The 22,861-nt window shown below is 71.3% G+C and carries 20 protein-coding genes; 13 read left to right on the forward strand and 7 right to left on the reverse strand.

Annotated elements, in window-relative coordinates:
- Positions 1–310 precede the first annotated feature (310 nt).
- On the forward strand, positions 311–1,162 hold the full coding sequence (locus ACWGO0_RS01310) for a sulfurtransferase (RefSeq protein WP_453526137.1): 852 nt from the start codon (positions 311–313) through the stop codon (positions 1,160–1,162).
- A gap of 22 nt (positions 1,163–1,184) precedes the next feature.
- Here the strand turns inward: ACWGO0_RS01310 and ACWGO0_RS01315 are convergent, their stop codons facing one another.
- Together ACWGO0_RS01315 and ACWGO0_RS01320 are read right to left on the reverse strand one after the other, a co-directional pair.
- Complete coding sequence (locus ACWGO0_RS01315) at positions 1,185–3,653, reverse strand: FtsX-like permease family protein (RefSeq protein WP_453526140.1); 2,469 nt, start codon at positions 3,651–3,653, stop codon at positions 1,185–1,187.
- Positions 3,647–4,399, reverse strand: coding sequence for an ABC transporter ATP-binding protein (locus tag ACWGO0_RS01320; RefSeq protein WP_453526143.1), 753 nt, complete (start codon positions 4,397–4,399; stop codon positions 3,647–3,649). Before ACWGO0_RS01320 ends, ACWGO0_RS01315 begins: the two co-directional genes overlap by 7 nt.
- Positions 4,400–4,548: 149 nt before the next feature.
- Between ACWGO0_RS01320 and ACWGO0_RS01325 the strand changes: the two genes are divergently transcribed.
- Together ACWGO0_RS01325 and ACWGO0_RS01330 are read left to right on the forward strand one after the other, a co-directional pair.
- Positions 4,549–5,832: a sensor histidine kinase gene (locus ACWGO0_RS01325; protein ID WP_453526146.1), complete on the forward strand. Its 1,284-nt coding sequence runs from the start codon at positions 4,549–4,551 to the stop codon at positions 5,830–5,832.
- Positions 5,832–6,476, forward strand: coding sequence for a response regulator transcription factor (locus ACWGO0_RS01330; protein WP_453526149.1), 645 nt, complete (start codon positions 5,832–5,834; stop codon positions 6,474–6,476). Before ACWGO0_RS01325 ends, ACWGO0_RS01330 begins: the two co-directional genes overlap by 1 nt.
- Before the next feature lie 27 nt (positions 6,477–6,503).
- Here ACWGO0_RS01330 and ACWGO0_RS01335 read toward each other — a convergent pair whose 3' ends face one another.
- Both ACWGO0_RS01335 and ACWGO0_RS01340 read right to left on the reverse strand, forming a co-directional pair.
- Positions 6,504–7,187, reverse strand: coding sequence for a phosphotransferase (locus ACWGO0_RS01335; protein WP_453526152.1), 684 nt, complete (start codon positions 7,185–7,187; stop codon positions 6,504–6,506).
- 74 nt (positions 7,188–7,261) lie between these two features.
- Positions 7,262–8,311, reverse strand: a complete 1,050-nt coding sequence (locus ACWGO0_RS01340; RefSeq protein WP_453526155.1) for a DUF2804 domain-containing protein — start codon at positions 8,309–8,311, stop codon at positions 7,262–7,264.
- A gap of 230 nt (positions 8,312–8,541) precedes the next feature.
- Here ACWGO0_RS01340 and ACWGO0_RS01345 point away from each other — a divergent pair, with 230 nt between their 5' ends.
- Positions 8,542–9,918, forward strand: a complete 1,377-nt coding sequence (locus ACWGO0_RS01345) for an alpha-lytic protease prodomain-containing protein (protein ID WP_453526158.1) — start codon at positions 8,542–8,544, stop codon at positions 9,916–9,918.
- 36 nt (positions 9,919–9,954) lie between these two features.
- A complete protein-coding gene (locus ACWGO0_RS01350; RefSeq protein WP_453526161.1) occupies positions 9,955–10,818 on the forward strand; it encodes a carbohydrate-binding protein in 864 nt (287 codons plus the stop codon).
- A gap of 81 nt (positions 10,819–10,899) precedes the next feature.
- Here the strand turns inward: ACWGO0_RS01350 and ACWGO0_RS01355 are convergent, their stop codons facing one another.
- Entirely contained in the window at positions 10,900–12,603 is a 1,704-nt protein-coding gene (locus tag ACWGO0_RS01355) for a bifunctional 3'-5' exonuclease/DNA polymerase (protein WP_453526164.1), read from the reverse strand.
- An 86-nt stretch (positions 12,604–12,689) separates the two neighbouring features.
- On the opposite strand from ACWGO0_RS01355, the gene ACWGO0_RS01360 reads away from it, so the two are divergent.
- The 3 genes from ACWGO0_RS01360 (at position 12,690) to ACWGO0_RS01370 (ending at position 17,133) form a co-directional block, all read left to right on the forward strand.
- On the forward strand, positions 12,690–13,622 hold the full coding sequence (locus ACWGO0_RS01360) for an NADP-dependent oxidoreductase (protein WP_453526167.1): 933 nt from the start codon (positions 12,690–12,692) through the stop codon (positions 13,620–13,622).
- 113 nt (positions 13,623–13,735) lie between these two features.
- Positions 13,736–14,929 carry a DUF2786 domain-containing protein gene (locus ACWGO0_RS01365; protein WP_453526170.1) on the forward strand — a complete coding sequence of 398 codons (1,194 nt, stop codon included), beginning with the start codon at positions 13,736–13,738 and terminating at the stop codon, positions 14,927–14,929.
- 74 nt (positions 14,930–15,003) lie between these two features.
- Positions 15,004–17,133, forward strand: coding sequence for an FUSC family protein (locus tag ACWGO0_RS01370; RefSeq protein ID WP_453526173.1), 2,130 nt, complete (start codon positions 15,004–15,006; stop codon positions 17,131–17,133).
- A gap of 10 nt (positions 17,134–17,143) precedes the next feature.
- Here ACWGO0_RS01370 and ACWGO0_RS01375 read toward each other — a convergent pair whose 3' ends face one another.
- A complete protein-coding gene (locus tag ACWGO0_RS01375) occupies positions 17,144–17,650 on the reverse strand; it encodes a hypothetical protein (protein ID WP_453526176.1) in 507 nt (168 codons plus the stop codon).
- A gap of 252 nt (positions 17,651–17,902) precedes the next feature.
- On the opposite strand from ACWGO0_RS01375, the gene ACWGO0_RS01380 reads away from it, so the two are divergent.
- On the forward strand, positions 17,903–18,145 hold the full coding sequence (locus ACWGO0_RS01380) for a DUF397 domain-containing protein (RefSeq protein ID WP_056793446.1): 243 nt from the start codon (positions 17,903–17,905) through the stop codon (positions 18,143–18,145).
- Between the two features lie 64 nt (positions 18,146–18,209).
- On the opposite strand, the gene ACWGO0_RS01385 is transcribed toward ACWGO0_RS01380, so the two are convergent.
- Positions 18,210–18,722: an ATP-binding protein gene (locus ACWGO0_RS01385; RefSeq protein WP_453526179.1), complete on the reverse strand. Its 513-nt coding sequence runs from the start codon at positions 18,720–18,722 to the stop codon at positions 18,210–18,212.
- 343 nt (positions 18,723–19,065) lie between these two features.
- Here ACWGO0_RS01385 and ACWGO0_RS01390 point away from each other — a divergent pair, with 343 nt between their 5' ends.
- The 4 genes from ACWGO0_RS01390 (at position 19,066) to ACWGO0_RS01405 (ending at position 22,798) form a co-directional block, all read left to right on the forward strand.
- Positions 19,066–19,947: a helix-turn-helix domain-containing protein gene (locus ACWGO0_RS01390; protein ID WP_453526182.1), complete on the forward strand. Its 882-nt coding sequence runs from the start codon at positions 19,066–19,068 to the stop codon at positions 19,945–19,947.
- Between the two features lie 73 nt (positions 19,948–20,020).
- Positions 20,021–21,478 carry an aldehyde dehydrogenase family protein gene (locus tag ACWGO0_RS01395; protein ID WP_453526185.1) on the forward strand — a complete coding sequence of 486 codons (1,458 nt, stop codon included), beginning with the start codon at positions 20,021–20,023 and terminating at the stop codon, positions 21,476–21,478.
- A gap of 96 nt (positions 21,479–21,574) precedes the next feature.
- Entirely contained in the window at positions 21,575–22,129 is a 555-nt protein-coding gene (locus ACWGO0_RS01400; protein ID WP_453526188.1) for a DinB family protein, read from the forward strand.
- 27 nt (positions 22,130–22,156) lie between these two features.
- Complete coding sequence (locus tag ACWGO0_RS01405) at positions 22,157–22,798, forward strand: PadR family transcriptional regulator (RefSeq protein WP_453526191.1); 642 nt, start codon at positions 22,157–22,159, stop codon at positions 22,796–22,798.
- The last annotated feature ends 63 nt before the right edge of the window (positions 22,799–22,861 follow it).

Raw genomic sequence — 22,861 nt, forward strand, 5'->3', positions numbered from 1 at the left:
CAGCTGAATAAGGCGCGGGTGGCAGGTAGTTGACGTGCATTTAGTCCGTACGGGCGACTCTCTGACTCCTGTTCACGCTTTCGATTGCGTGTCGTTCCGTGCGTCATGGAATGCGGCCGCGGGCACCCATTCCCGGGGGAGCAGAGGCTCCTTTTTGACAGCGTTTGAGTCGCCCACTCTCTCGTGACTCAGAGTGATCGATTTCGCTTCGGCTACCGAGGCTGGTCAGGCACAATGTCTCTCGGCGGCAGCGGCGGGCACACGGCGATGCGATCACTGTGGGTCTGCTTTTTCAGGGGTGGGAGAAGACGTGGATGTGCCGGAGCTGCCGGGGTTCCTCCCCGGCCCGCTGGTAGGTGCCGAGTGGCTCGCGGAGCGGCTCGGGCAGCCGGGAATCGTGGTGCTCGATGCTTCCGTGGGCGCCAACCGGAGCGCGCGGGAGCGGATTTCGGGGGCCCGCGTCTTCGATATCGACGGGGCGCTGTCCGATCACTCCGGGCCGCTGCCGCACACCATGCCCGGCGCGGATGACTTCGCCCGGGAGATGCGGGTGCTGGGCGTCCGGGACTCCGACACCGTGATCGTGTACGACGCTGCGGGGATCTACTCCAGTGCCAGGGCCTGGTGGATGCTGCGCGCGATGGGCTTCGACCGGGTCGCCGTGCTCGACGGCGGGCTGTCCGCCTGGGCCGAGGCCGGGCTGCCTCTGGAGAGCGGCGGGCCGGTGCCGGCCGGGCCGGAGGGGGACTTCACCGCCCGGCCGCGTGCGGGGTTCGTGGTCGGGAGCGGTGAGGTCCTGGCGGCGCTCGCCGACCCGGGCGCCGTCGTGTTCGACGCCCGCGCCCGGGAGCGGTTCTCCGGTACGGCGCCCGAGCCCCGTGCCGGGCTGCGCGGCGGCCATATGCCCGGGGCGGTGAACCTGCCCTTCGTCGAGCTTCAGCGTGAGGGGCGGATGCTGCCGGTCGCGGAGCTGCGGGCCGCCTTCGCGGAACTCGCGGGGGAGCGGGAGAGGCTGGTCTTCAGTTGTGGGTCGGGGGTCACCGCCTGCGTACTGGCGCTGGGCGCCGAACTGGCCGGGTATCGCGGGCTGTCCGTGTACGACGGGTCCTGGAGCGAGTGGGGCCTTCCCTCGCCGGACCGGCCCGTGGTGACCGGCGAGTGAAGGGCTGAGCGCTGAGGCGGTGTCATTCGCGCATGCCGGCCAGTTCGACCGGCCGTGTGCGCAGGGCCGCCAGGGCCGGGAGGACGGCGGAGACCGTGGCCAGCGCCGCGCTCGCCGCCAGGATCGCGCCCACGGCGCCCCAGGGCACGATCACCGGTGAGCTCACCGAGAGCAGTTCCAGGGCGCCCTTGACGCCCAGGAGGTTCAGGGCGGCGACCGCACCGCCCAGGACGGCGCCCACGGCCACGACCACCAGGGCTTCTACGGCGATCAGGCGCAGGACCTGCGGTTTCGTGGCGCCCGTGAGACGGAGCGCCGCGAGGTCGCGTACCCGGTCCGAGGTGGCCATCACCAGGGTGTTGGCCAGGGCGATGCCCGTGTACAGCAGGGCGATTCCGAGGATCAGGAACAGGCCCATGCGGGTGTTCTCGCTGGTGCGCGGGTAGTGCTCGGTCACCCAGGCGTCCTTCGTGAGGACGGGGGTGGCTGTCGCCCGTCCCGCCTCGGCCAGGAGGGCGGCGGTGGCCGAACGGTCCGCTCCCGTACGGAGTCTGACGTCGATACGGTCGATTCCGGCGCCGGCCGCGTTCTTCGGGGTCACGTACACACCGTTGGAGCCCGTGCCGACACGCAGGACCGCGGCGATGCGCAGCGACACCTTGCGGCCGTCACCGAGCCAGACGCTCACCCGCTGCCCGACGGTCCGGGTCTCCCACTCCTCGTTGACGACGATGGAGCCGTCGTCGAGATCGGTGAGGGAGCCGGAGACGACGGGGAGGCGCGCGAGCCGGGCCAGTGCTGCGGGGTCGACGGCTCGGGCCTCGGACCTGATGAGCGCGGTGCCCTCTTCGAGGACGGTGACGGCGGTGGAACGTGAGGCGCTGGTCACCGCTCCCGGGATGCTCCGGGCCCGGTCCACGAAGCGCGGGTCCAGTGTGCGGCCCTTGCCGCCCGCGTCCACCACGTAGTCGGCGCTCGTCTGCGCCGCCGCCTCGGTGGCCTTGGCCCCGTTGATGGTGGCCACTGTGCCGAGCAGGGAGACGGCCAGGGCGACGGTGATGAGGACGGGCGCGGCCACGGCCGCCGTGCGGCGTACCGAAGTGGAGGCGTTCTGCCGGGCGAGCAGGCCCGTGGCGCCGGGGAGGCGGGCGGGCAGCCAGGTCAGCAGGCGGGTCAGCGGGCGGACCAGGAGCGGCGCGAACAGTGCGAAGCCGACGATCAGCCACATCGGCTGGAGGATGTACGTCTTCCGCTTCAGTACGTCCCCCGGGTCGGTGACCAGGGCCCAGCCCAGCAGTCCGAGGCCGGTCAGCAGGACCGCGGAGGCGACGAGGAGACGGCTCAGCGGCATGGCCCGGCTGTCGACGGAGGACTCGCGGAGCGCCTCGGTCGGGCCGATGCGTCCCGCCCGGTGGGAGGAGACCACTACACCGGCCATCGCGACGAGCAGTCCCGTCCAGAAGGCGGTGTGCAGCGGCCAGGTCACGTCGCCGATGGCGAACCAGGACGGTGCGATCGCCGCGTCGACCATCCAGGAGGCGAGTACGGGGGCCATGGCGTTGCCGAGCAGACAGCCCGCTGCCGAGGCCAGGACTCCGATGAGAAGCGCCTCGGCGACGACCATGCGCCGTACCTGACCCGGCGTCGCCCCCGCCGTGCGGAGCAGCCCGAATTCGCGCCTGCGCTGGGCCACGGTGAAGGAGAACGTCGACGCGACGACGAAGACGGACACGAAACCGGTGATGCCCGCCGCCGTGCCGAGCATGGCGTTGACGGCGACCAGCGCCTCGCTGTCCCGGTCGGGATCGGGGTCGGCCCTGCGGCGTTCGTCGCCGGTGAGGACCGTCATGCCGGGAGCCGCCCCGACCACTGCGCGGACGGCGGCCGGGTCGGCGTGCACCACCACCGCGTCGACGGGCGGGGAGATACGGGCGGCTTCGGCGTCGCTGAAGAACACGGCGGTCTCGAAGTCCGCGGCGGGCACGGTGCCGACGACCGTGCGTACGACGACCGTCCCGGCGGTGGTGACGCTGACGCGGTCGCCCGGGCCGGTGCCGGAGTCCGCGGTGACCACGATCTCGTGGGGTGCGCGCGGGGCCCGGCCGGCGGAGAGGCGGTACGGGGTGGCGGCGGCGACCGACCAGGGGTGGCCGACGACGTCCTCTCCGGAGATCCGGACGGGGAACGTCCGGTCCTCCACCGTGCGGCCGAGAGAGGCGAGCCGGGTGGCCAGGTCCGACGGCACCGGGCGGGGGTCGGCCAGTCGTTGCGTACGTTCCCCGATCTGCGTCCCGACACGCAGGGTGTCGGAGGCCCGCACCACGACCGGGGCCGCGGCGAACCGTTCGGGGCCGCGCTCCGGGGCACTGAACGTCGCCGCCAGCGCCATGCCGGTCGTGGCGATCAGGCCGACGCCCAGGGCGAGAGCGATGAACGAGCCGATGAACGTGACCCAGCGGGTCCGCATCGAGCGCAGTGCCAGGCTCAGCACGGGACCACCGCCGGTGCGGTCATGCGCGCGGCGACCTGTTCGGCCGTCGGCTCGTACAGCTCGTCCCGCACCGACCCGTCGGCCAGGAACACCACCCGGTCCGCGTACGAGGCGGCCACCGGATCGTGCGTCACCATGATCACGGTCTGGCCCCGGTCGACCATGGAACGCAGCAGCGTCAGCACCTCTTTTCCGGTCTGCGAATCGAGCGCGCCCGTCGGCTCGTCGCCGAACAGCACCTCGGGGCGGGTGACGAGGGCCCTGGCCAGGGCCACGCGCTGCTGCTGACCGCCGGACATCTCGCTGGGCCGGTGTCCGGCCCGGTCGGCGAGGCCGACCTGTTCCAGTACGTCACGCACCTCGGAGCGCTTGGGCCGCCGGCCCGCCAGCCGCAACGGGAGCGCCACGTTCTGCGCCGCCGTGAGGGAGGGCAGGAGATTGAACGCCTGGAAGACGAAGCCGATGCGGTCGCGGCGCAGGAGAGTCAGCTTCCGCTCGCTGAGCTCCGTCAGGTCCGTGTCCCCGAGGAACACCCGCCCGCCGGTCGGCCGGTCCAGGCCCGCCGTGCACTGGAGCAGCGTCGACTTGCCGGAACCGGAAGGCCCCATGACGGCGGTGAAGGTGCCACCGGGGATGGTGAGGCTCACGTTGTCGAGGGCGGTGACGGCGTCGGCCCGCTTCCCGAAGGAGCGGGTGACCGAACTGAGCCGCACGGCCGGCGGGTTGGCGGCTGGTCGCTGATTCATGGTGACGAGTCAACCGGCGCCGCGCGCCGCGCACATCGCAGCGAGGGGGAGTCCTGGAGGTGGAGGTAGCTCCACCTCCACTCAGTTGCCGGCAGATGGTGGAGCCAGCTGGGTGGTCGCCCGTGACCAGCACCTTCTACCGTGCGCTCATGCGCTCCCTCAGCATCGGTCAGGCACTTCGACGGCCCCGCTACCTCCTCGGCGGGTGGCCGTGGCGTTCGGCGCTCTATCTGCTCAGCAGTGTTCCCATCGGGCTTGCCGTCCTCGGCTGCGTACTGCTGCTCGCGGTCGTGGGCAGTGCGCTGACCCTCGTACTCATCGGGATTCCGCTGCTCCTGATGCTCGCGCTCACCGGCATCCCGGTGGCCGCGCTGGAGCGTCGGCGGCTGCGGCTGATCGACCCCGCCCCGATCGGCGATCCGCACCGCGATCCGGACCGCACCGGCCTGGCCGCGTGGGTGCGGACCCGGCTCAGGGAGCGGGCCACCTGGCGGGAGCTGGGTTTCGCGATGCTCTTCGCCTGGGTGCTGTGGCCGTTGGAGGCGCTGGTGATCGGGACCGTGCTCGCGGTCTGCGGCGGGCTGCTCTCGACGCCGGTCGTGATGGCCGCGGTCACCGGCGGCGACGAGGTACGCGTACTGAAGCTCGGTCTTGCGGAGACGTACCCGCAGGCATTCGCCGCGGCGCTTCTCGGGGCCGTGCTGCTGCCCGTGTTCGCCTATCCGGTGGGTCTTGTGGCCGCGGCACGCGGCGCGCTGACCCGGTGGATGCTGTCGGCGGGCGGCGGCGGGACCGACGCCAGGATCGTCGAGCTGGGACGGTCACGGATGCGGCTGGTGGACGCCTTCGAGGCGGAGCGCCGGAGGATCGAGCGCGATCTGCACGACGGCGCGCAGCAGCGGCTCGTCGCCCTGTCGATGACGCTGGGCCTGGCCAGGCTGGAGAGCCCGGCCGAGCCGCTGGGCGGTCTGCTCGCCAAGGCGCACGACGAGGCGCGGGCCGCGCTGGTCGAGATCAGGGAACTGATCCAGGGGATCCATCCGCAGGTGCTCACCGACCGCGGTCTCCAGGCGGCGGTCGAGGATCTCGCGGACCGGTCGGCGGTGCCCGTCGACGTGGAGTTCGAGCTGCCGGGCCGCCTCCCCGAACACGTCGAGACGGCCGTGTACTTCGCGGTCTGCGAGGCCCTTGCCAATGTCGCCAAGCACAGCGGGGCGAGCCGGGCGGAGGTGAACGGCCGGGTGGCGGAAGGGATGCTGGTCGTCGAGGTGCGCGATGACGGGGCGGGCGGGGCGGACACGGCCGGTGGCACCGGGCTCCAGGGGGTGGCCGACCGGGTGTCCGTGCTGGACGGTCACCTGCTACTGTCCAGCCCGCCCGGAGGACCGACGGTGTTCCGGCTGGACGTACCCGATTCCGCCTTGAGGATCTGATGTTGCGCATCGTGCTGGCCGAGGACAGCGTGCTCCTGCGGGAAGGCCTCGTCGGTCTGCTGGAGCGGTTCGGTCACCAGGTCGTGGCGGGCGTCGGCACCGCCGACGAGCTGACCGCGGCGGTCGACGAACACGGTCCGGACATCGTCGTGACCGATGTGCGGATGCCGCCCGGATTCTCCGACGAGGGGCTGCGGGCCGCCGTCGCCCTGCGCGAGACGCGGCCGCAGCTGCCTGTCCTGGTCCTCAGCCAGTACGTCCAGCGGGCGTACGCCGAGGAGTTGCTGGACTCGTCCGACGGTACGGGTGTCGGCTATCTCCTCAAGGAGCGGATCGGCAACGTCGAGGAGTTCGTCGACGCGCTCCAGCGGGTCGCGGGCGGCGCCACCGTGGTCGATCCGGAGGTCGTACGCCAATTGCTCAGGCACCGACGCGATCCGCTGTCCCGGCTCACCGCCCGGGAACAGGAGGTGCTGGCGCTGATGGCCGAGGGCCGCTCGAATGCCTCGGTGGCGCAGGCGATGTCGGTCAGTGAGGGCACGGTCAGCAAGCACTTCGGCTCCATCCTGACGAAGCTCGACCTCTCGGTCACGGATGAGACGAACCGCCGGGTGCTCGCCGTACTGGCGTACCTGCGCGGGTAGTTACGGGGGGTGTTTTACGCGGGCGGGTCAGCCCGCCGCCGCGGCGACCAGCTCCGCCGCCTCGTCGAGTACCGCCAGCTCGTGTCCGGTCAGGCACGGGTCGGCCGCGCGGAGCGTCCTGGCGCGGGCGAGGGCATCGGCGGGTACGCCACCGTCATCGGCGAGCCGGTCGAGCAGTTCCCCGAGCAGTCCGCGTACGTCGGCTCCGGCCGGGAACGCGGGGTCGAGCGAGACCTGCGCCAGGATCAGGGCCGACATGGCCCGGTCGAGGCCCGGCGGCCCCTCGGCGGCGTTGCTCCAGTCGATCACGACCGGCCCGGCGGGCGTCAGCATGACGTTCTCGGGATGCAGATCGAGGTGGATGATCCGGTCGTCCGGGTCGTGGGAGAGCCGGGGCGGGATCGCGTGCAGTTCGCGCAGGAGCCGCGCGAGTGTCTCGGCGCCCTCCGGCCCGCTGAGCGTGCCCGCGAGCAGGGCCTCGGCCATCGTCGGTCCTGTCAGCCGTTGCAGCACCAGATCGGAGAGCGGCATCGTGGGTCCGGCGGGCGGGCCTATGCGGGGGACCGGGAAGCCGGAGGCGGCGAGGTACGCCATGACGGCCAGTTCGGGCGTGGCGTCGGTGCCGTCGCGGTAGCGGCGCAGGACCCAGGACTCGTCGATCTCGTACACATCGGCGGTGCGTCCTGAGCCCAGCGGTTGGCCTGTGTGCATGAGGGGAACCTACCCGGGCCGCCGCCGGAGGGGGAGTCACCGGTGCATGTGGCTCGACCCACGCCGGAGGGGGGTCACCAGCGCATGTGCACGTCTTCGGCCCAGCCCAGCAGCCGTTCGACGACGGTCTCGGTGCCGTCGTCGGTGCGGATACGGCCGTCGTAATGGCCGAAACACTGGTCGGTGCGGTTGGCGATCAGTCCGGCCTCCGTGCGCGTGGCCCGGTTGTGGAACGGGGTGAAGGCCAGATCCACCTGGTCCGACGACGGGGTCCGGACGGTCCAGGGGGAGAGGAGGTCGTCGGCGGACCAGTTCCACTCCAGTTCCTCGCCGATCTTGGTGAGCCGGCCGTCCACGCAGAGACCGTTCTCCGTCGAACCGGTGCCCGCGGTCCAGCGCCCGCCGAACTGGAGGCCCACGGTCCGGCCGTCGGTACGGCCCGAGGCCGCGCCCCAGTTCCAGTCGACCGAGCGCGGCCAGCGACCGCGGCCGTGGTCGAGGACCGCCCAGGTGTCCTCCGCATCGAACGGCAGGACGTCGGTGCCGATCCGGACCGAGCCCGTCGCGGGGAGCGCCGTCTGCTTGGACGTGTACTGGAAACGCGTGCTGCTCCAGGGCACGACGACGGACAGCGATTCGTGACCGGCCGGGCGGTCGACCAGCAGGTCCACCTCCACGGGCAGCCGGTCCGGGGTGAGGCAACGGGCGCGCAGCCGGGTGCCCCCGGGCTCGTCGCGGATCTCGATCCGCACCGCGCCACGGACCGGCCGGGCCGGGCCGACCACCACGTCGGCGGAGCCGGGTGCTCCGGCGATCGACTCCGGGAGGGCGATGCCACGGGCGCCGGGGACGATCGCGGTGCGCTCCAACTCACGTCCCCCGGGCCCGTACTCAAGTACGTAGACCGTGTTCAGGCCGAGGAAGTCGAGGTCGCTCACGGTCAGCGCGACGAGATGGGTGGGCGTGGTCACGCACCAGTACTCCCACCGTTTCGTCCGGCCCCAGCCGCGCAGGTTGGCGCGGTGCAGTGGCTGCCTGGACCAGCCGACAGCCACCGGATTCAGCCGGCCATCGGGCCCGCAGAGGTCGACGGGTGCGGTGATCTCGTGCTCGTGCGTCGCCATGCGCGGAGCCTATAGCGCGCCTTCAGGGCGGGGTTTCGGGCCGGGCTTCCGGTACGGCGCGGAAGATCGCCGGGGACACCGCTGGGGGCATCGCCGGGGACACCCCATAACGCGAAGTGAGGGGGCGGACGGGATCTCCTCGGGCGTCGTGCGCGCGGCTACGTTTTGGGCAATCCCCGACCCGGCTCCCCGCCACGGAGCCCAGCACCCCTCACACCAAGGAGAGTTACGTGGAGACCACCGCACTCCGCAGACGCGCACTCGCCGCATGTACCGCCACCGTGGCGGTGGGCGCGCTCGCCCTCGCGGGTCTGACCGGAACCGCTTCGGCCGATCCGACGGGCACCGCCACCCCCTCCGCGGTCGCGGCCGAGCAGGTGTCACCCGGTCTGATCGAGGCCATGCGGCGCGACCTCGGCCTGAGCGAGAAGGAGGCCAGGAGCCGGATAGGCAACGAGTACCGGGCCGCGGCCGTCGCCGCGGGTCTGGAGAAGTCCCTCGGCGCCAGCTTCGCCGGAGCGAGGGTGAGCGGTGACAGCGCGACCCTCACCGTCGCCACCACCGACGCCGCGGAGGCCGGGCGCATCACCGCGGCGGGCGCCGAGGCCGAGGTCGTCGGCCACAGCCTGGACCGCCTCGAAGCTGCCAAGGCCGCGCTGGACAGCGCGGCGCGTAACAAGTCCCCCAGGAACGTGCCCTCCTGGTACGTCGACGTGCGCACCAACCGGGTCGTCGTCAACGCGGCGGACGCCTCTGCCGCGAACACCTTCCTCGACGCCGCCGGTGTCTCCCGCTCCATGGTGGAGGTCAACCGGTCCACCGAGCGGCCCCGGCCCCTCGCGGACCTGCGTGGCGGCGACGCGTACTACATGAACGGCTCGGGCCGCTGCTCCATCGGCTTTCCCGTCAAGCGCGGTACGCAGAACGGCTTCGTCACCGCGGGGCACTGCGGCCGGGCCGGCACGACGACCACCGGTGTCAACCAGCAGGCCCAGGGCTCCTTCCAGGCGTCCACCTTCCCCGGCCGCGACTACGCCTGGGTCGCCACCAACGCCAACTGGACCCCGCGCGCCCTGGTGAACGGCTACGGCCGGGGAGACGTGACCGTCACCGGCTCCACCGAGATGCTCGAAGGCGCCTCGGTCTGCCGCTCCGGTTCGACGACCGGCTGGCACTGCGGCACCATCCAGCAGCGCAACACCAGCGTCACCTACCCGGAGGGCACCATCTCCCCGGTGACCCGCACCAGCGTGTGCGCCGAACCCGGCGACTCCGGTGGCTCGTTCCTCTCCGGCAGCCAGGCGCAGGGCGTCACCTCCGGCGGCTCGGGCAACTGCTCCTCCGGCGGTACGACGTACTTCCAGCCGCTGAACGCCGCGCTCCAGGTATACGGGCTGACCCTGATGACCAGCGGCACACCGACCGATCCGCCCACCGATCCGACGGACCCGCCGACCGAGCCGGGCGGGACCTGGGCCGCGGGCACGGCGTACGCCGCCGGTGCCACGGTCACGTACGGCGGCGCGACCTACCGCTGCCTCCAGGGCCACACGGCCCAGGCGGGCTGGCAGCCGCCGAACGTGCCGGCACTGTGGCAGCGGATCTGACCTGCCCTGTCCTCTCCCCGTTCCGAGGAGTACGTCATGACCTCACCAGCAAGCGACGGCATCCCGAACGACGATCTTCCCGAGGCCGCCAGGGACCGCCGGATCAGCCGCAAGAGCCTTCTCAAGGCCGCGATCGTCGCGAGCGCCGCCCCGCTGCTCGCCGGAGGAGGCGTCGCGCTCGCCCGCGACACCGGCTCCGACAACCGGCCGCTCGCCCTCACACCCGCCTGCGACGACGGTGACGATCCGACGCCGCCGCAGATGCAGGGCCCGTACTTCCGGCCGAACTCCCCGCGGCGCACCAGCCTGGTGACGGCGGGGACCCCCGGCGTACCGCTGACCGTCAGCGGCTATGTCTTCGGCCGGGCCTGCCGTCCGGTCCCCGGAGTGCTCCTCGACTTCTGGCAGGCCGACACCAACGGTGCGTACGACATGGCGGGCTACGCCTTCCGAGGCCACCAGTTCACCGATGCCAACGGGGCCTTCTCGCTCACCACGGTCGTGGCGGGTCTCTATCCCGGACGCACCCGGCACATCCATGTGAAGGCCCAGGCTCCGGGCCGTCCGGTCCTCACCACCCAGCTGTACTTCCCGAACGAGCCGCGCAACGCCACCGATTCCCTCTTCGACCCGGCGCTCCTGATGAATGTGCGCACCGCTGGGAACGGCAGACAGGGCACCTTCGACTTCGTCCTCGACGTCGCCCAGACACCAGGTCCCACCGATCCGCCCACCGATCCGCCCACCGACCCTCCCGGCGCGACCTGGTCGGCCGGGACCTCGTACCGCGCGGGAGACCGCGTCACCTACGGCGGGGTCGCCTACCGCTGTCTGCAGGGCCACCTGGCCATGGCCGGCTGGGAACCGCCCCAGGTCCCCGCGTTGTGGGAACGCGGGTAGACGCGGCAGCAGGCGGCGCACCACCGCCCCGAAGGGTCCCGTCCACGCGGTCCACCGCGCGGACGGGACCCTTCCACAGCCTCACTTGGCATCGGAATACCGCTCCACGACCGCCGTGGTGAACGGGAACCGCACCGGTGTCTCGCCGAAGGCGGTCCGCCCGGCCAGCTCCCCGGCGGCCCGGATCGCCTCCACCACGGTCTCGGCCTCCTCGGCCGGGCAGTGCACGACCACCTCGTCGTGCTGGAAGAAGACCAGCTCGGCGCGCAGATGCCCGGCCGCGAGCGTCCGCCGCAGCGCGGCCAGGAGCAGCAGCGCCCAGTCCGCGGCGCTGCCCTGCACCACGAAGTTCCGCGTGAAGCGGCCCCGCGCCCGGGCGTTCGACGAGGCGTAGCCCGGGGTGAACTCCGTGTCCCCGGAAGCGCCGCCGGCCAACTCCTCGCTCTCCTGCGGGATGCCCGCCTCGTCGGCCTCCCCGGCCCCGGCTGCCGGAGGGCTCGTCCGGCCCAGCCAGGTCCGTACGAGACGGCCTTCCTCACCGGCCTTCGCCGCATCGTCGACATAGGCCACGGCCTGCGGGAACCTCCGGCGCAGCGCGGCCAGATTCTTCAGGCCGTCGCCGGACGTCTGTCCGTAGATCGCGCCCAGCAGGGCGATCTTCGCGTGGTCGCGGTCGCCGTGGAACGCCCGGTCGGACAGCGCCTTGTAGAGGTCGCCGTCATGGCCGGCCACTTCCATCAGCCCCCGGTCGCGGGAGATCGCGGCCAAGACTCTCGGCTCCATCTGGTCGGCGTCGGCGACGACCAGCCGCCAGCCCTCGTCGGCGACGACGGCCTGCCGTATGACCTTGGGGATCTGGAGGGCCCCGCCGCCGTTGGTCGTCCAGCGACCGCTGACCGTGCCGCCCGGCTGGTACTCCGGTCTGAAGCGGCCGTCTCGGATCCAGTCCTGGAGCCAGCTCCAGCCGTGCGCCGTCCAGATCCGGTACAGCTTCTTGTACGCGATCAGCGGCTCCACGGCCGGATGGTCGAGCTCTTCCAGCTCCCAGCGCCTGGTCGACTTCACCTTGAGCCCGGCCTGGGCGAACGCCTTCAGTACGTCGGCGGGCAGATCGGGACGCACCCGCCTGCCGAACGCCGCCGACACCTCGTCCGCCAGCTCGGCCAGTCTGCGGGGCTCCCCGCCGCCCGCGTACCGCTCGCCCAGCAGCTCGTGCAGCAGGTCCCGGTGCACGTCCGCACGCCAGGGCAGGCCCGCCCTGTTCATCTCGGTGGCGACGAGCATTCCGGCCGACTCGGACGCGGTGAGCAGCCGCATCCTGTCCGGGTGCAGCGCCTTGTCATGGCGGCGCACCTGCTCGGCGTAGACGGCGAGCAGCGCGTCGAAGGGCACGTCCGTGCCCGACTGCGGCTCGAAGAGGGAGGACTGCGATCCGGGCTCCGCGGACCGGGGCGGCGGGTCGGGTGGCACGGGTGCGTTCCGCAGGCGGGCCCAGGCAGCGGCTGCGGAGCGGGGCTCCCCGAAGCGCCCCTCGTGGCCGAGCAGCAGCAGCTCGGCGCACTCCACGTCGTAACACCGCTCCACGCGGACGCCCGCCGCGAGCAGCCGTGGATAGATCTCGGCGGTCGACCGCCAGACCCAGCGCGCCACGTCGGGCCGTGACCGGACGGCCTCGACGAGGTCGGGCTCGGCGAGGACGGGACCGGCGGGCAGCCCGTCCCGGTCCAGCGGTACGAGCAGGGCACCGCCGCCCTCTGCCGTGGCCAGAGCCCAACGATCGGTCATGGATCGAGTCTGGCACCCGGCACTGACAACGGCCCGGACGGCGGCTCCGGGTCGCCGGACCGAATCCGGGCCGTGAGGATCGACGCATGGAAGCGATCGTGTACGAGCGGTTCGGCGGTCCCGAGGTGCTGCACCTGGCCTGGGTGGACGAGGTGCACCCCGGCCCCGGCCAGGTCCGTGTCCAGGTCAGGGCGACCGTGGTCAACCCGATCGACTACAAGATCCGGCACGGCTGGCTGGAGCAGGTCTTCCCGACGCCGCTGCCCGCGACACCGGGCATCGAGTTCGCCGGAGTGGTCGACGAGACGGGCGAGGGGGTCACGGCCTTCGCGCCGGGCGACGAGGTCCTCGGCATGAGCGCCACCGGCTCGTACGCCACCCACGCGCTGGCGGACGTGCGGGCCATCGCCAGTAAACCGGCGGAACTGAGCTGGGAGGCCGCCGCCGCCCTGCCGGTCGCCTCCGCGACGGCCGCCCGGGTACTGGACGAACTCTCGGTCACCGAGGGCGACACCCTGCTGCTGCACGGGGCGGCCGGAGCGGTGGGCTCCGCGGCGGTCCAGCTGGCGACGGCCCGGGGCGCGACGGTGATCGGCACGGCGTCCCCGGCCAACCACGACTACCTGCGGGTCCTGGGCGCGGTCCCGGTGGCGTACGGGGAGGGGCTGACCGACCGGGTCCACCAGGTCGCCCCGCAGGGCGTGGACGCGGTCTTCGACGCCTCGGGCCGTGGTGCACTGCCGGACTCCATCGAGCTGCGCGGCGGCACGACGGACCGGATCGTCACGATCGCCGACCCCGACGCCGGGAAGCTGGGAGTGAGGTTCTCCTCCGGAGGCGGCGTCCCCGGAGGCGAACTCCTGGAGGACAACGCCCGCCTGGCGGCCATGGGGGAGCTCAAGGTGCCGGTGGCGCAGACGTTCGCACTGTCCGACGCGGCGAAGGCACACGGGCTGAGCGAGGCGGGTCATGTGCGGGGGAAGCTGGTGCTGATGCTTCCCAGCCCCGCCGGCGTTTGAGGCGCGGGGTCTGGGGCGGAGCCCCAGGTTCGGGAAGGGGCGGGTAGGGGAACAGCCCGCCGCAGGCGCCCTCCCCCCGCACCGCGCAAGCCCCCGGCACCTACCCTGACCTCATGGAACCGGTGATCGACCAGGCATTCGCGACGGCCCTGTACTCGGACGACGACACAGGTCTCGACACCGGCGCCTCCCTCCTCGCCGCAGCCCCCACCGCCGACGACGAGACGCACACCCGCGGCGAGGAGTTCATCCGCCGCGCCTGGGCCCGCGGCTGGCAGCCCGCCGACCTCGTCCGCATCGTCCGGCGGGAGCTCGACGAGGGCGGGGCAGCCCTCGCCGCCGCCCTGATCGCGGCCGAGACCGCCCGCTACCCGCACCTCCCGCCCCGCTGGGCCGACCAGCTCGCCGCGCTCCCCGCCCCCGCCCCCCGGAACCGGCCCGACCGTTTCTCCTACGCCTCCGCCCTCCTCGGCCTGTACCGCCTGCTCCTGCGCCTGCCCGTCATCGAGCCCGTAGGCCCGGCTCCCGGGACCGCCGCCGACCGCCTCCACGCGCCGCCCGCCCACGGCGAGTCCCGCATGCTCACGCGGATCCGCGCACTGCTCGCGAAGGCGGAGGGGACCGGCTTCCCGGAGGAGGCCGAGGCCCTCACCACCAAGGCGCAGGAACTGATGGCCCGGCACAGCATCGACGAGGCCCTGCTCGCCGCCCGTACCCACAGCGATGAGACGCCGGGCGCCTGCCGGATCGGGGTCGACGCACCGTACGAGACGGCGAAGGCGATCCTCCTCGACGCCGTGGCCTCCGCGAACCGCTGCCAGGGCGTGTGGAACAGCGATTTCGGCTTCACGACAGTCGTCGGTTTCGAACCGGACCTGGAGGCCGTGGAACTGCTCTTCACCTCGCTGCTCGTCCAGGGCACGTCCGCGATGACGAAGGCCGAGGCGGGTCAGCGCGCCGGCGGACGCAAGCGGACCAAGGCGTTCAGGCAGTCCTTCCTGATGGCGTACGCCCAACGGCTCGGCAGCCGTCTCGCGTCCGACACCGCCCGGGTCACCGCGGCGGCCGACGCGGGCGACGACACCCTGGGCCACACCGGCGGCGGCACCGAGCACGCGGCTCCCGGCAGCCTGCTGCCGGTCCTCGCCGCCCGCGACGTAGCGGTCACCGACACGGCCGAGCGGATGTTCCCGAAGACGACCACCACACGGGTGCGCGGTGCGACGGACCTCGACGGCTGGACCCACGGCACGGCCGCCGCGGACCGGGCCCGCATGGGAAGAAGCGGACCGGGGATTGACCGTTAAGTCGCAATCGCCACCTAAGTTCCCTTAAGTTCGCTCAAGTCGGTCTTGTACGTCATTGCGGCTAGGCTCTGCGCATGAGCTGGCTCCGGGCGCTGAAGGAGACCGCCCGCTCGGGGCTGACGTTCGAGCGGCGGCGCCTCGAACCGCTCATCGCGATCCGTGGGGCCGCAGGACTCGCCCTCGTCCTCGGGACGAGCCTGGCGCTCTTCGGACCCGTGATCGCCGCCAGTTCCGCGTTCGGCGCGTACCAGGCGGCGATCGCCACCTTCCAGCGCAGCTGGCGGCCCAGGCCCGTCCTCGCCCTGGTCTCCGGTGCCAGCCTGGCCGTGTCGACCTTCATCGGCTACCTCACCGTCTCGCACACCGCCCTGTTCGTCGCCCTGCTCGTGCTCTGGACGTTCGTCTCCGGTCTGGCCTGGGCGGCGGGCCCGACGGCGGGCATCATCGCCTCGTCCAACGTCGCGATCATGCTGGTGACGATCACCCTGCCCACCTCCGTCGCCGAAGCGGCCGTGCACGCCGCGATGATCGCGGTCGGCGGCGTGGTCCAGGCCGCGCTGATCGTCCTGTTTCCGGTACGCAGATGGGGCGCCCAGCGGGACGCGCTCGCCGACGCACTCGCAGGCGTGGGCGACTACGCCCGAAGGCTGCGGCACGACCCACTCGCCGACTTCGATCCGGTGCTGATGATGACCGCCCGCAGCGCAGCCGCGGTCACGCCCCGGCAGGCCCGCCGCAGGCCGGCCGAACTGCACGGCGCCCGCGGGGTCGCCGAACGGATCAGGCCCGTGCTGGCCTCCCTCGCGGACCCCGCCCTGGGCGTCCCGGCGGAAGGGCCCGAACGCGACCGGGCCCGGGAACTGCTCGCCGCCGCCGCATCCGTGCTCGACGCCGCGGCCCGCGCGATCCGGCACGGCGACCCGGTGCGGCTCCCCGCACCCGCCCTCTCGGCGCTCAGGACCCCGGACACCGAGGTGATCTTCACCGGCCCGCCCCGCCGCGCCGCCGACCGGCTCACCGCCCTGCTCGACGACGTCATCGAGATCGCCGAGGGCGGCGGCACCGGCGACGGGGAGACCGCCGCCGCGGACACCCCGCACCGCCGCCGCCCCACGCTGCTGCGGCTGGTCCCCGTCGTGCTGAGGTCGATGCGCGCCGAGCTGCGGCGCGGTTCGCCGATCCTGCGCCATGCCATCCGGGTCTCGGCGGTCGTCGCCGCCGGTTATCTGGTCGGCGTTGCGTTGCCCTTCGGCCACGGGTACTGGGCACCGATGGTGGCCGTCATGGTGATGCGCCCGGACTTCTCGCAGACGTACTCCCGTTCCGTGGCCCGTTTCGGCGGCACCGTCGTCGGGGTCGGGCTCGCCAGCGCCATCGTGCAGACCGCGCGGCCGGACGCCACGCTCTCGGCCGTCCTGGCGGTGGTCTGCGCCCTGCTGATGTATCTGCTGATGCGCACCGGTTACGTGATCAGCCAGATCTGCGTCTCCGCGTACGTCGTCTTCCTGCTCGGCATGGCGGGCGACGACTGGTCGCAGACCGTATCCGAACGCATCGGCCTGACCCTCGCCGGCGGCATCCTCGCGATGGTCTCGTACGCGATCTATCCGGCCTGGGAGACTCCCCGGCTGCGCAACCGCCTCGCCGCCTGGCTGACCTCGGACGGCCGGTACGCGGCCACGGTCGTCGACCAGTACGCCGACCCGGCGGCCAGGAGCAACGAGGACGTGCGCTCCGCTCTGCTGGCGACCCGGGAGGCCCGGGTCGCCTGGCAGGAGGCGCTGGCGACGGCTCAGCACGAGCCCGTACGCCACCGGGGCATCTCCCGGTCGGCCGCCGACGGCGCCCAGCACGCACTGGGGCGGCTCGGCCGGGCCGCGATGGTGCTGGAGGCGCATCTGCCCGCGGGTTCGGCCGCCCCCGTACCTGGAGCCGCCGAGCTGGCCGCGGCCCTGCGGAAGGCCACCGAGAAGGGGGCCAAAGCGGTGCGGGAACGCCGCGTACCGGAGTGGGAAGCGGTACGGGAAGCGGCGGCCCACTGGGACACCGACGAGTCGGGCTCGCACGCCGTGACGGGAGCGGAAGCCGGTACGGATGTCCCTGCCCCGATGCACGACCCCGTGGTGCGCGAGGGTGCCGGTCTGCTCCTGGAAGCCCTGGAGGAGTTCTCGCGGAGCCTGGACACGGGCAAGGCCAAGGGCTGAGCCGCGGTCGTCAGGGAGTGGGCAGGCCCGGCAGTTCCGTGGGCAGCGCGCTCACATCGGTCTTGGTGAGCGTGTCCATCGCCCCGGCATCCCACGAGACGACGAGCGTCTTGCCGTCGTTGGACTCGATGGACCCCATGGTCCGGTCGGTGTTGCCGTCGGTGCACTTCAGCGTCAGCATCACCTTGCCGTGGTCCTTCACCTCGCCCTGGCAGACGTGCTGTTCGGCGACGAGCGCGACCTTGCCCGAGGCGACCGACAGTGCGACGGACTTCCCGTCGGTGAGTCCCGCCCAGGTGCCTTCGAGCGCCGAGGCGTCGGCGCCGCCCGACCCGGAACCCGAGCCCGAACCCGAGCCCGAACCGGAACCTGAATCGGAACCAGAACCGGAATCCTTGCCCGAGCCGCCCTTTCGGCCGCCTCCGTCGCTGTCGCCGTCACTGCCACAGGCCGTCAGTGCGAGTGCGGCGACAAGGCCGGCGGCAACGACGGCTCCGGTACGTACGAACCTGTCCATGCGGACTTCCCCCTGCTGATTTGCGGTCGAAAGACCGCGCCAAACTACCAGCGCGGAAGAAGCAACTCCCTTGAGAGGGAGCCGAATAGACGTGCCCTTCGTCTCTTCACCGAGAGGGTGGGCAGGTGGGGCGGGAAGCTGTAATCAAAGGAACACCCCGCGTGCACGTGCATCTGCTCATGCATTGGCATATGAACAGAGCTATGATCCGAGCTAGTTGACACTTGCACCTTGCAACTCGGGGAGCGTCCTGTGCACCACGTGTACAACGGCATGGCGGCCACAGAGCTTCGCGGAGTCGTCTGGCAGAAGAGCAGACACAGCAACTCCCAGGGCTCCTGTGTGGAGTTCGCCAAACTGCCCGGAGGGAATGTGGCGATGCGGAACTCGCGCCACCCCGACGGGCCCGCTCTGGTCTATACGCCCGCTGAGATAGAGGCGTTGCTGCTCGGCGTCAAGGACGGGGAGTTCGACCACCTGGCGACAGGCGGCTGACCGCGGCGGGCGGCCCTTCCCGCGAGAGCCGCGGCGGGCAGGCCCTTCCTGTGAGCCCCGGGCGCTACGAGCCGTCGTCGGTCGTGCCGTCGGGAAGCCGGAACAGGGCCCAGACCACCTTGCCGCGCAGTGCCCCCGGAGGCAGTTTCTCCCCGGCCAGTACGGGGGAGGGGTGCCAGCCCCAGGAGTCGCTGAAGGACTCCACCAGGAACAGGCCACGACCCGACTCCGCCGAGTCCGCGGCCTGACCGGCCACCGGACCCGACCGGCTGGGATCGCGCACCGCGCACACCAGGCGTGACGTCCAGTGCATCAGGTGCAGTCGAACGGGCGGGTCGTGCGGGTCCCGGGCGACGTCCGCCGGCAGGGCGTGGCGCAGCGCGTTGGTGACGAGTTCGGACACGACCAGGGCGACGTCGTCGAACCGCTCGGTCAACTCCCACTGGGCGAGCGTCTTCCTGGTGAACTGCCGTGCGCCGCCCACCGCCTCGTAGCGGGCCGGCAGCGTGCAGGAGGCCGTCCCGGCGACCGCTGAGGGGTCGGTTGGTGGAAGCCCCTGCCGTAACGGCTCGAGCATCGTCGATCCATTCGTCCCCATGCGAGGCACTCCCGGGATTCGCGGCTGTAGCGGCACTGCCTGTAGCGGTACTGCGGGGGGTACAGCGGCACAACACGAACGAGCACGCAGGTGCGCGAGGACCATGGTTCCGAATGCGCAGGGCAGATGCAAGGGCAGATGCACGTGCACGCGCCGGACCTGCCCGACAGCGTGCCGGTTCTTACTCATTTCTTCCCATGTGCAGATTCGAAGCTTTCTGCAAGTCTTCCCATTTCCGTAATCGAATGAGTACGGGCTGAAGCGTTTTGGTGGCAGAATCCGGCACTCGGGGTTCAGGGGGGCCTCGGGTGTCCGGGAAGCGATGGGGAGGGTTGGACCAGTGCCGGCAGGCGAGTCGAGTGGATCTGTGGTGCGGCGCATCCTGCTGGGCTCACAGCTCAGGCGCCTGCGCGAGTCGCGCGGCATCACCCGTGAGGCGGCCGGCTACTCCATCCGCGCCTCCGAATCGAAGATCAGCCGCATGGAGTTGGGACGGGTGAGCTTCAAGGCCAGGGACGTCGAGGACCTGCTCACGCTCTACGGTGTCGCCGACGAGGTGGAGCGCGACTCCCTCCTCGGCCTGGCCCGTGAGGCCAACGTGGCGGGCTGGTGGCACAGCTTCGGAGACGTGCTGCCTGGCTGGTTCCAGACGTATATCGGTCTGGAGGGGGCGGCATCGCTCATCCGGATCTACGAAGTCCAGTTCGTCCACGGCCTGTTGCAGACCGAGGCGTACGCCCATGCCGTGGTCTCCCGCGGCATGCGCGGGGCTCCCGCGGCGGAGATCGACCGCCGGGTCGCGCTGCGTCTTGAGCGGCAGAAGGCGCTCGTGTCCGAGCGGGCCCCCCGCTTCCACGCCGTGCTCGACGAGGCCGCGCTGCGCCGTCCGTACGGCGAACGCGAGGTGATGCGCGCGCAGTTGCGGCATCTGATCGACATGTCGGAGCAGCCGAACATCACCCTTCAAGTGATGCCCTTCAGTTTCGGCGGTCATGCGGGTGAGAGCGGTGCATTTACGATGCTGCGATTCCCGGAATCCGATCTGTCGGACATTGTCTATTTGGAGCAGCTGACAAGTGCGCTTTATCTGGACAAGGCAGAGGAAGTCGCTCAGTACGAAAAGGCCATGATTCGGCTCCACGAGGACAGCCCGGGCCCGGAAGAAAGCCGCGATCTGCTCCGCGGACTTCTTCAACTGACGTGATTTATCAGTACGATGACGTCGTATCAGCCGAACCGGGAGCGTGCCGGAGTCTGCGCCTGCAGTAAGGGATTGCATGTCCTACTTCAATGAACTGGCCCACCAGTACATCGACGGCGAGTGGCTGACCGGCAGCGGCTCGTGGGACATCATCGATATCAATCCCTACAACGGCGAGAAGCTGGGCTCGATCACCGTCGCCACCTCGCTGGAGGTGGACAGGGCCTACCGCGCGGCGGAACGCGCCCAGCGGGAATGGGCCGCTTCCAGTCCGTACGAACGCCGTGCCGTGCTGACCCGCGCCCTGGGCATCATCGAGGAGCGCGCCGACGATATCGCCGATGCGATCGTCGACGAACTGGGCGGCACCCGCCTCAAGGCGGAGTACGAGGTCCGCATCTGCCAGGAATTCCTGCGCGAGGCGGCCGGTCAGGCGCTGCGCCCCCTGGCCCGGCTGCTGCCGTCGCCGACGGACGGCAAGGAGAACCGCGTCCACCGGGTGCCCGTCGGGGTCATCGGTGTGATCAGTGCATTCAACTTCCCTTTCCTGGTGACGATGAAGTCCGTGGCTCCCGCCCTGGCGCTCGGCAACGCGGTCGTCGTGAAACCCCATCAGAACGCGCCCGTCGTCGGCGGAGGTCTGGTGGCCAAGATCTTCGAGGACGCGGGGCTCCCCGCCGGGCTGCTCAATATCGTGGTCACGGACAGCGCGGAGATAGGCGACGCGTTCATCGCGCACCCCGTGCCCAAGGTGATCTCGTTCACCGGCTCGGACCGCGTCGGCCGCCATGTCGCGGCGACGGCGGCCGGACTCTTCAAGCGGGTCATCCTCGAACTCAGTGGCAACAGCGCCCTGGTGGTGCTCGCGGACGCGGACATCGACTACGCGGTCCAGGCCGCCGTCTTCAGCCGCTTCCTGTACCAGGGGCAGGTCAGCATGGCGGCCAACCGCATCCTGGTGGACCGGTCGGTCGAGGCGCGGTTCACCGAGCGGTTCACCGCCGCGGTGGCGGGACTCAGGACCGGGGACCCGCGCGATCCGGAGACCCGCATAGGCCCGGTCATCAGCGCCTTCCAGGCGGACGCCCTGACGGCCCTGGTCGACCAGGCGCTCGCCGACGGGGCCACGGCGCTGGTCAGGGGTCGTACGCGCGGCAATCTCGTCGAGCCGACCGTGCTGGCCGGGCTGCCCGAGGACTCCCCGCTGCTGGCCCAGGAGATATTCGGCCCGGTGGCGCTGCTGGTGCCGTTCGACGGCGAGGACGATGCCGTACGCATCGTCAACGACAGCCCCTACGGACTGAGCGGCGCCGTGCACACGAAGGACGTGGAGCGCGGTGTGCGCTTCGCGCGGCGCATCGTGAGCGGGATGTTCCACGTCAACGACTCCACCGTGCAGGACGACCCGCTGGTGGCCTTCGGCGGCGAGAAGATGTCGGGGATGGGCCGGCTGAACGGCGAGGCGGCCGTGGAGGCGTTCACCACGCAGAAGTGGATCTCCATCCAGTACGGGCGAACCGAATTTCCCCTCTGACGCCCGGGCGTTGAGGACAGGAGTTGACCGCAAGGGTTCGTAGTGTGGTCGGTGTCAGGAAGAAGACACCGGCACGGTTCCCCAGAGGCGGTCCCCATGGTCACTCACGTTCCCTCCGAGGCGCACGGCGACGAGCGCGGCGCACTCCTCGCCTTCGTCGAGGCGCAGCGCGGAGCCCTCCGCCGTTCGGTCATCGGTCTCTCCGAGGGGCAGGCCGCGAGCCACCCCAGCGCCAGCGAGCTCTCCCTCTCCGGGCTGCTCAAGCACGTGGCCGAGACCGAGCTGAACTGGCTCCGGATGGCCCAGCAGCAGCCGAACGAGAAGGCGCGCACCCAGGAGACCTGGGCCGACAGCTTCCGGCTGGTCGAGGGCGAGTCGGTCCCCGAGATGCTCGCCTTCTGGGCGAAGGTCGCCGGGGAGACCGAGGAGTTCATTGCCTCCGTCGACAGCATGAACGACACCTTCCCGCTCCCCGAGGCGCCCTGGTTCCCGAAGGACGGCCGGGTCTCGATGCGCTGGCTGCTGATCCATCTCGTGGAGGAGATCGGCAGGCACGCCGGGCACGCGGACATCATCCGGGAGTCCCTCGACGGAAAGACCGCCTTCGAACTGGTCGCCCTGGACGCGGGCTACGCTGAGGAGAGCTCCTAGTCAAAGTTGAATAGAAAGAGTGTGGGAATGTCCGCGATCCGGCTGCTGGTCCTCGGAGCCGTGCGTCAGCACGGTCGTGCGCACGGCTATCAGGTCCGCAACGACCTGGAGTACTGGGGCGCGCACGAGTGGTCCAACGCGAAACCCGGATCGATCTACCACGCTCTCAAGCAGATGGCGAAGCAGGGCCTGCTGGTCGCCCACGAGGTGGCCCCGTCGACGGCCGGCGGCCCGCCGCGCACCGAGTACGAGATCACCGCGGAGGGCACGCGGGAGTTCCTGGCGCTGCTGCGCGAGGCGATCACGTCCTACGACCAGAAGATGGACGTGCTCTCGGCCGCGATCGGCTTCATCGTCGATCTGGAGCGGTCCGAGGCGGTCGCGCTGCTGCGGCAGCGGGTCAGGGCCATCGAGGCGTGGCGGGCCTCCGTGACCGAGCACTACACCCCCGCGGACGGCCCGGAATCGCTCGGGCACATCGGGGAGATCATGCATCTGTGGGTGTACTCGGCGGATTCGGGTGCCGAGTGGACGCGCGGTCTGATCGCCCGGATCGAGGGTGGCGCGTACACCTTCGCGGGTGAGGGGGAGCCGTTCGTCGGGGTGCTCGGCGAGGGCGAGGAGAACCCCTACGCGACAGGTGTCCCCGATCCCGGGGACAACCACTAATCAAGTTTGACGAATGGATTCGGGCAGGTTACCTTCATCCATCTAGTCAAGTTTGACTACATG

The organism is Streptomyces sp. NPDC055749 (genome assembly GCF_053617235.1).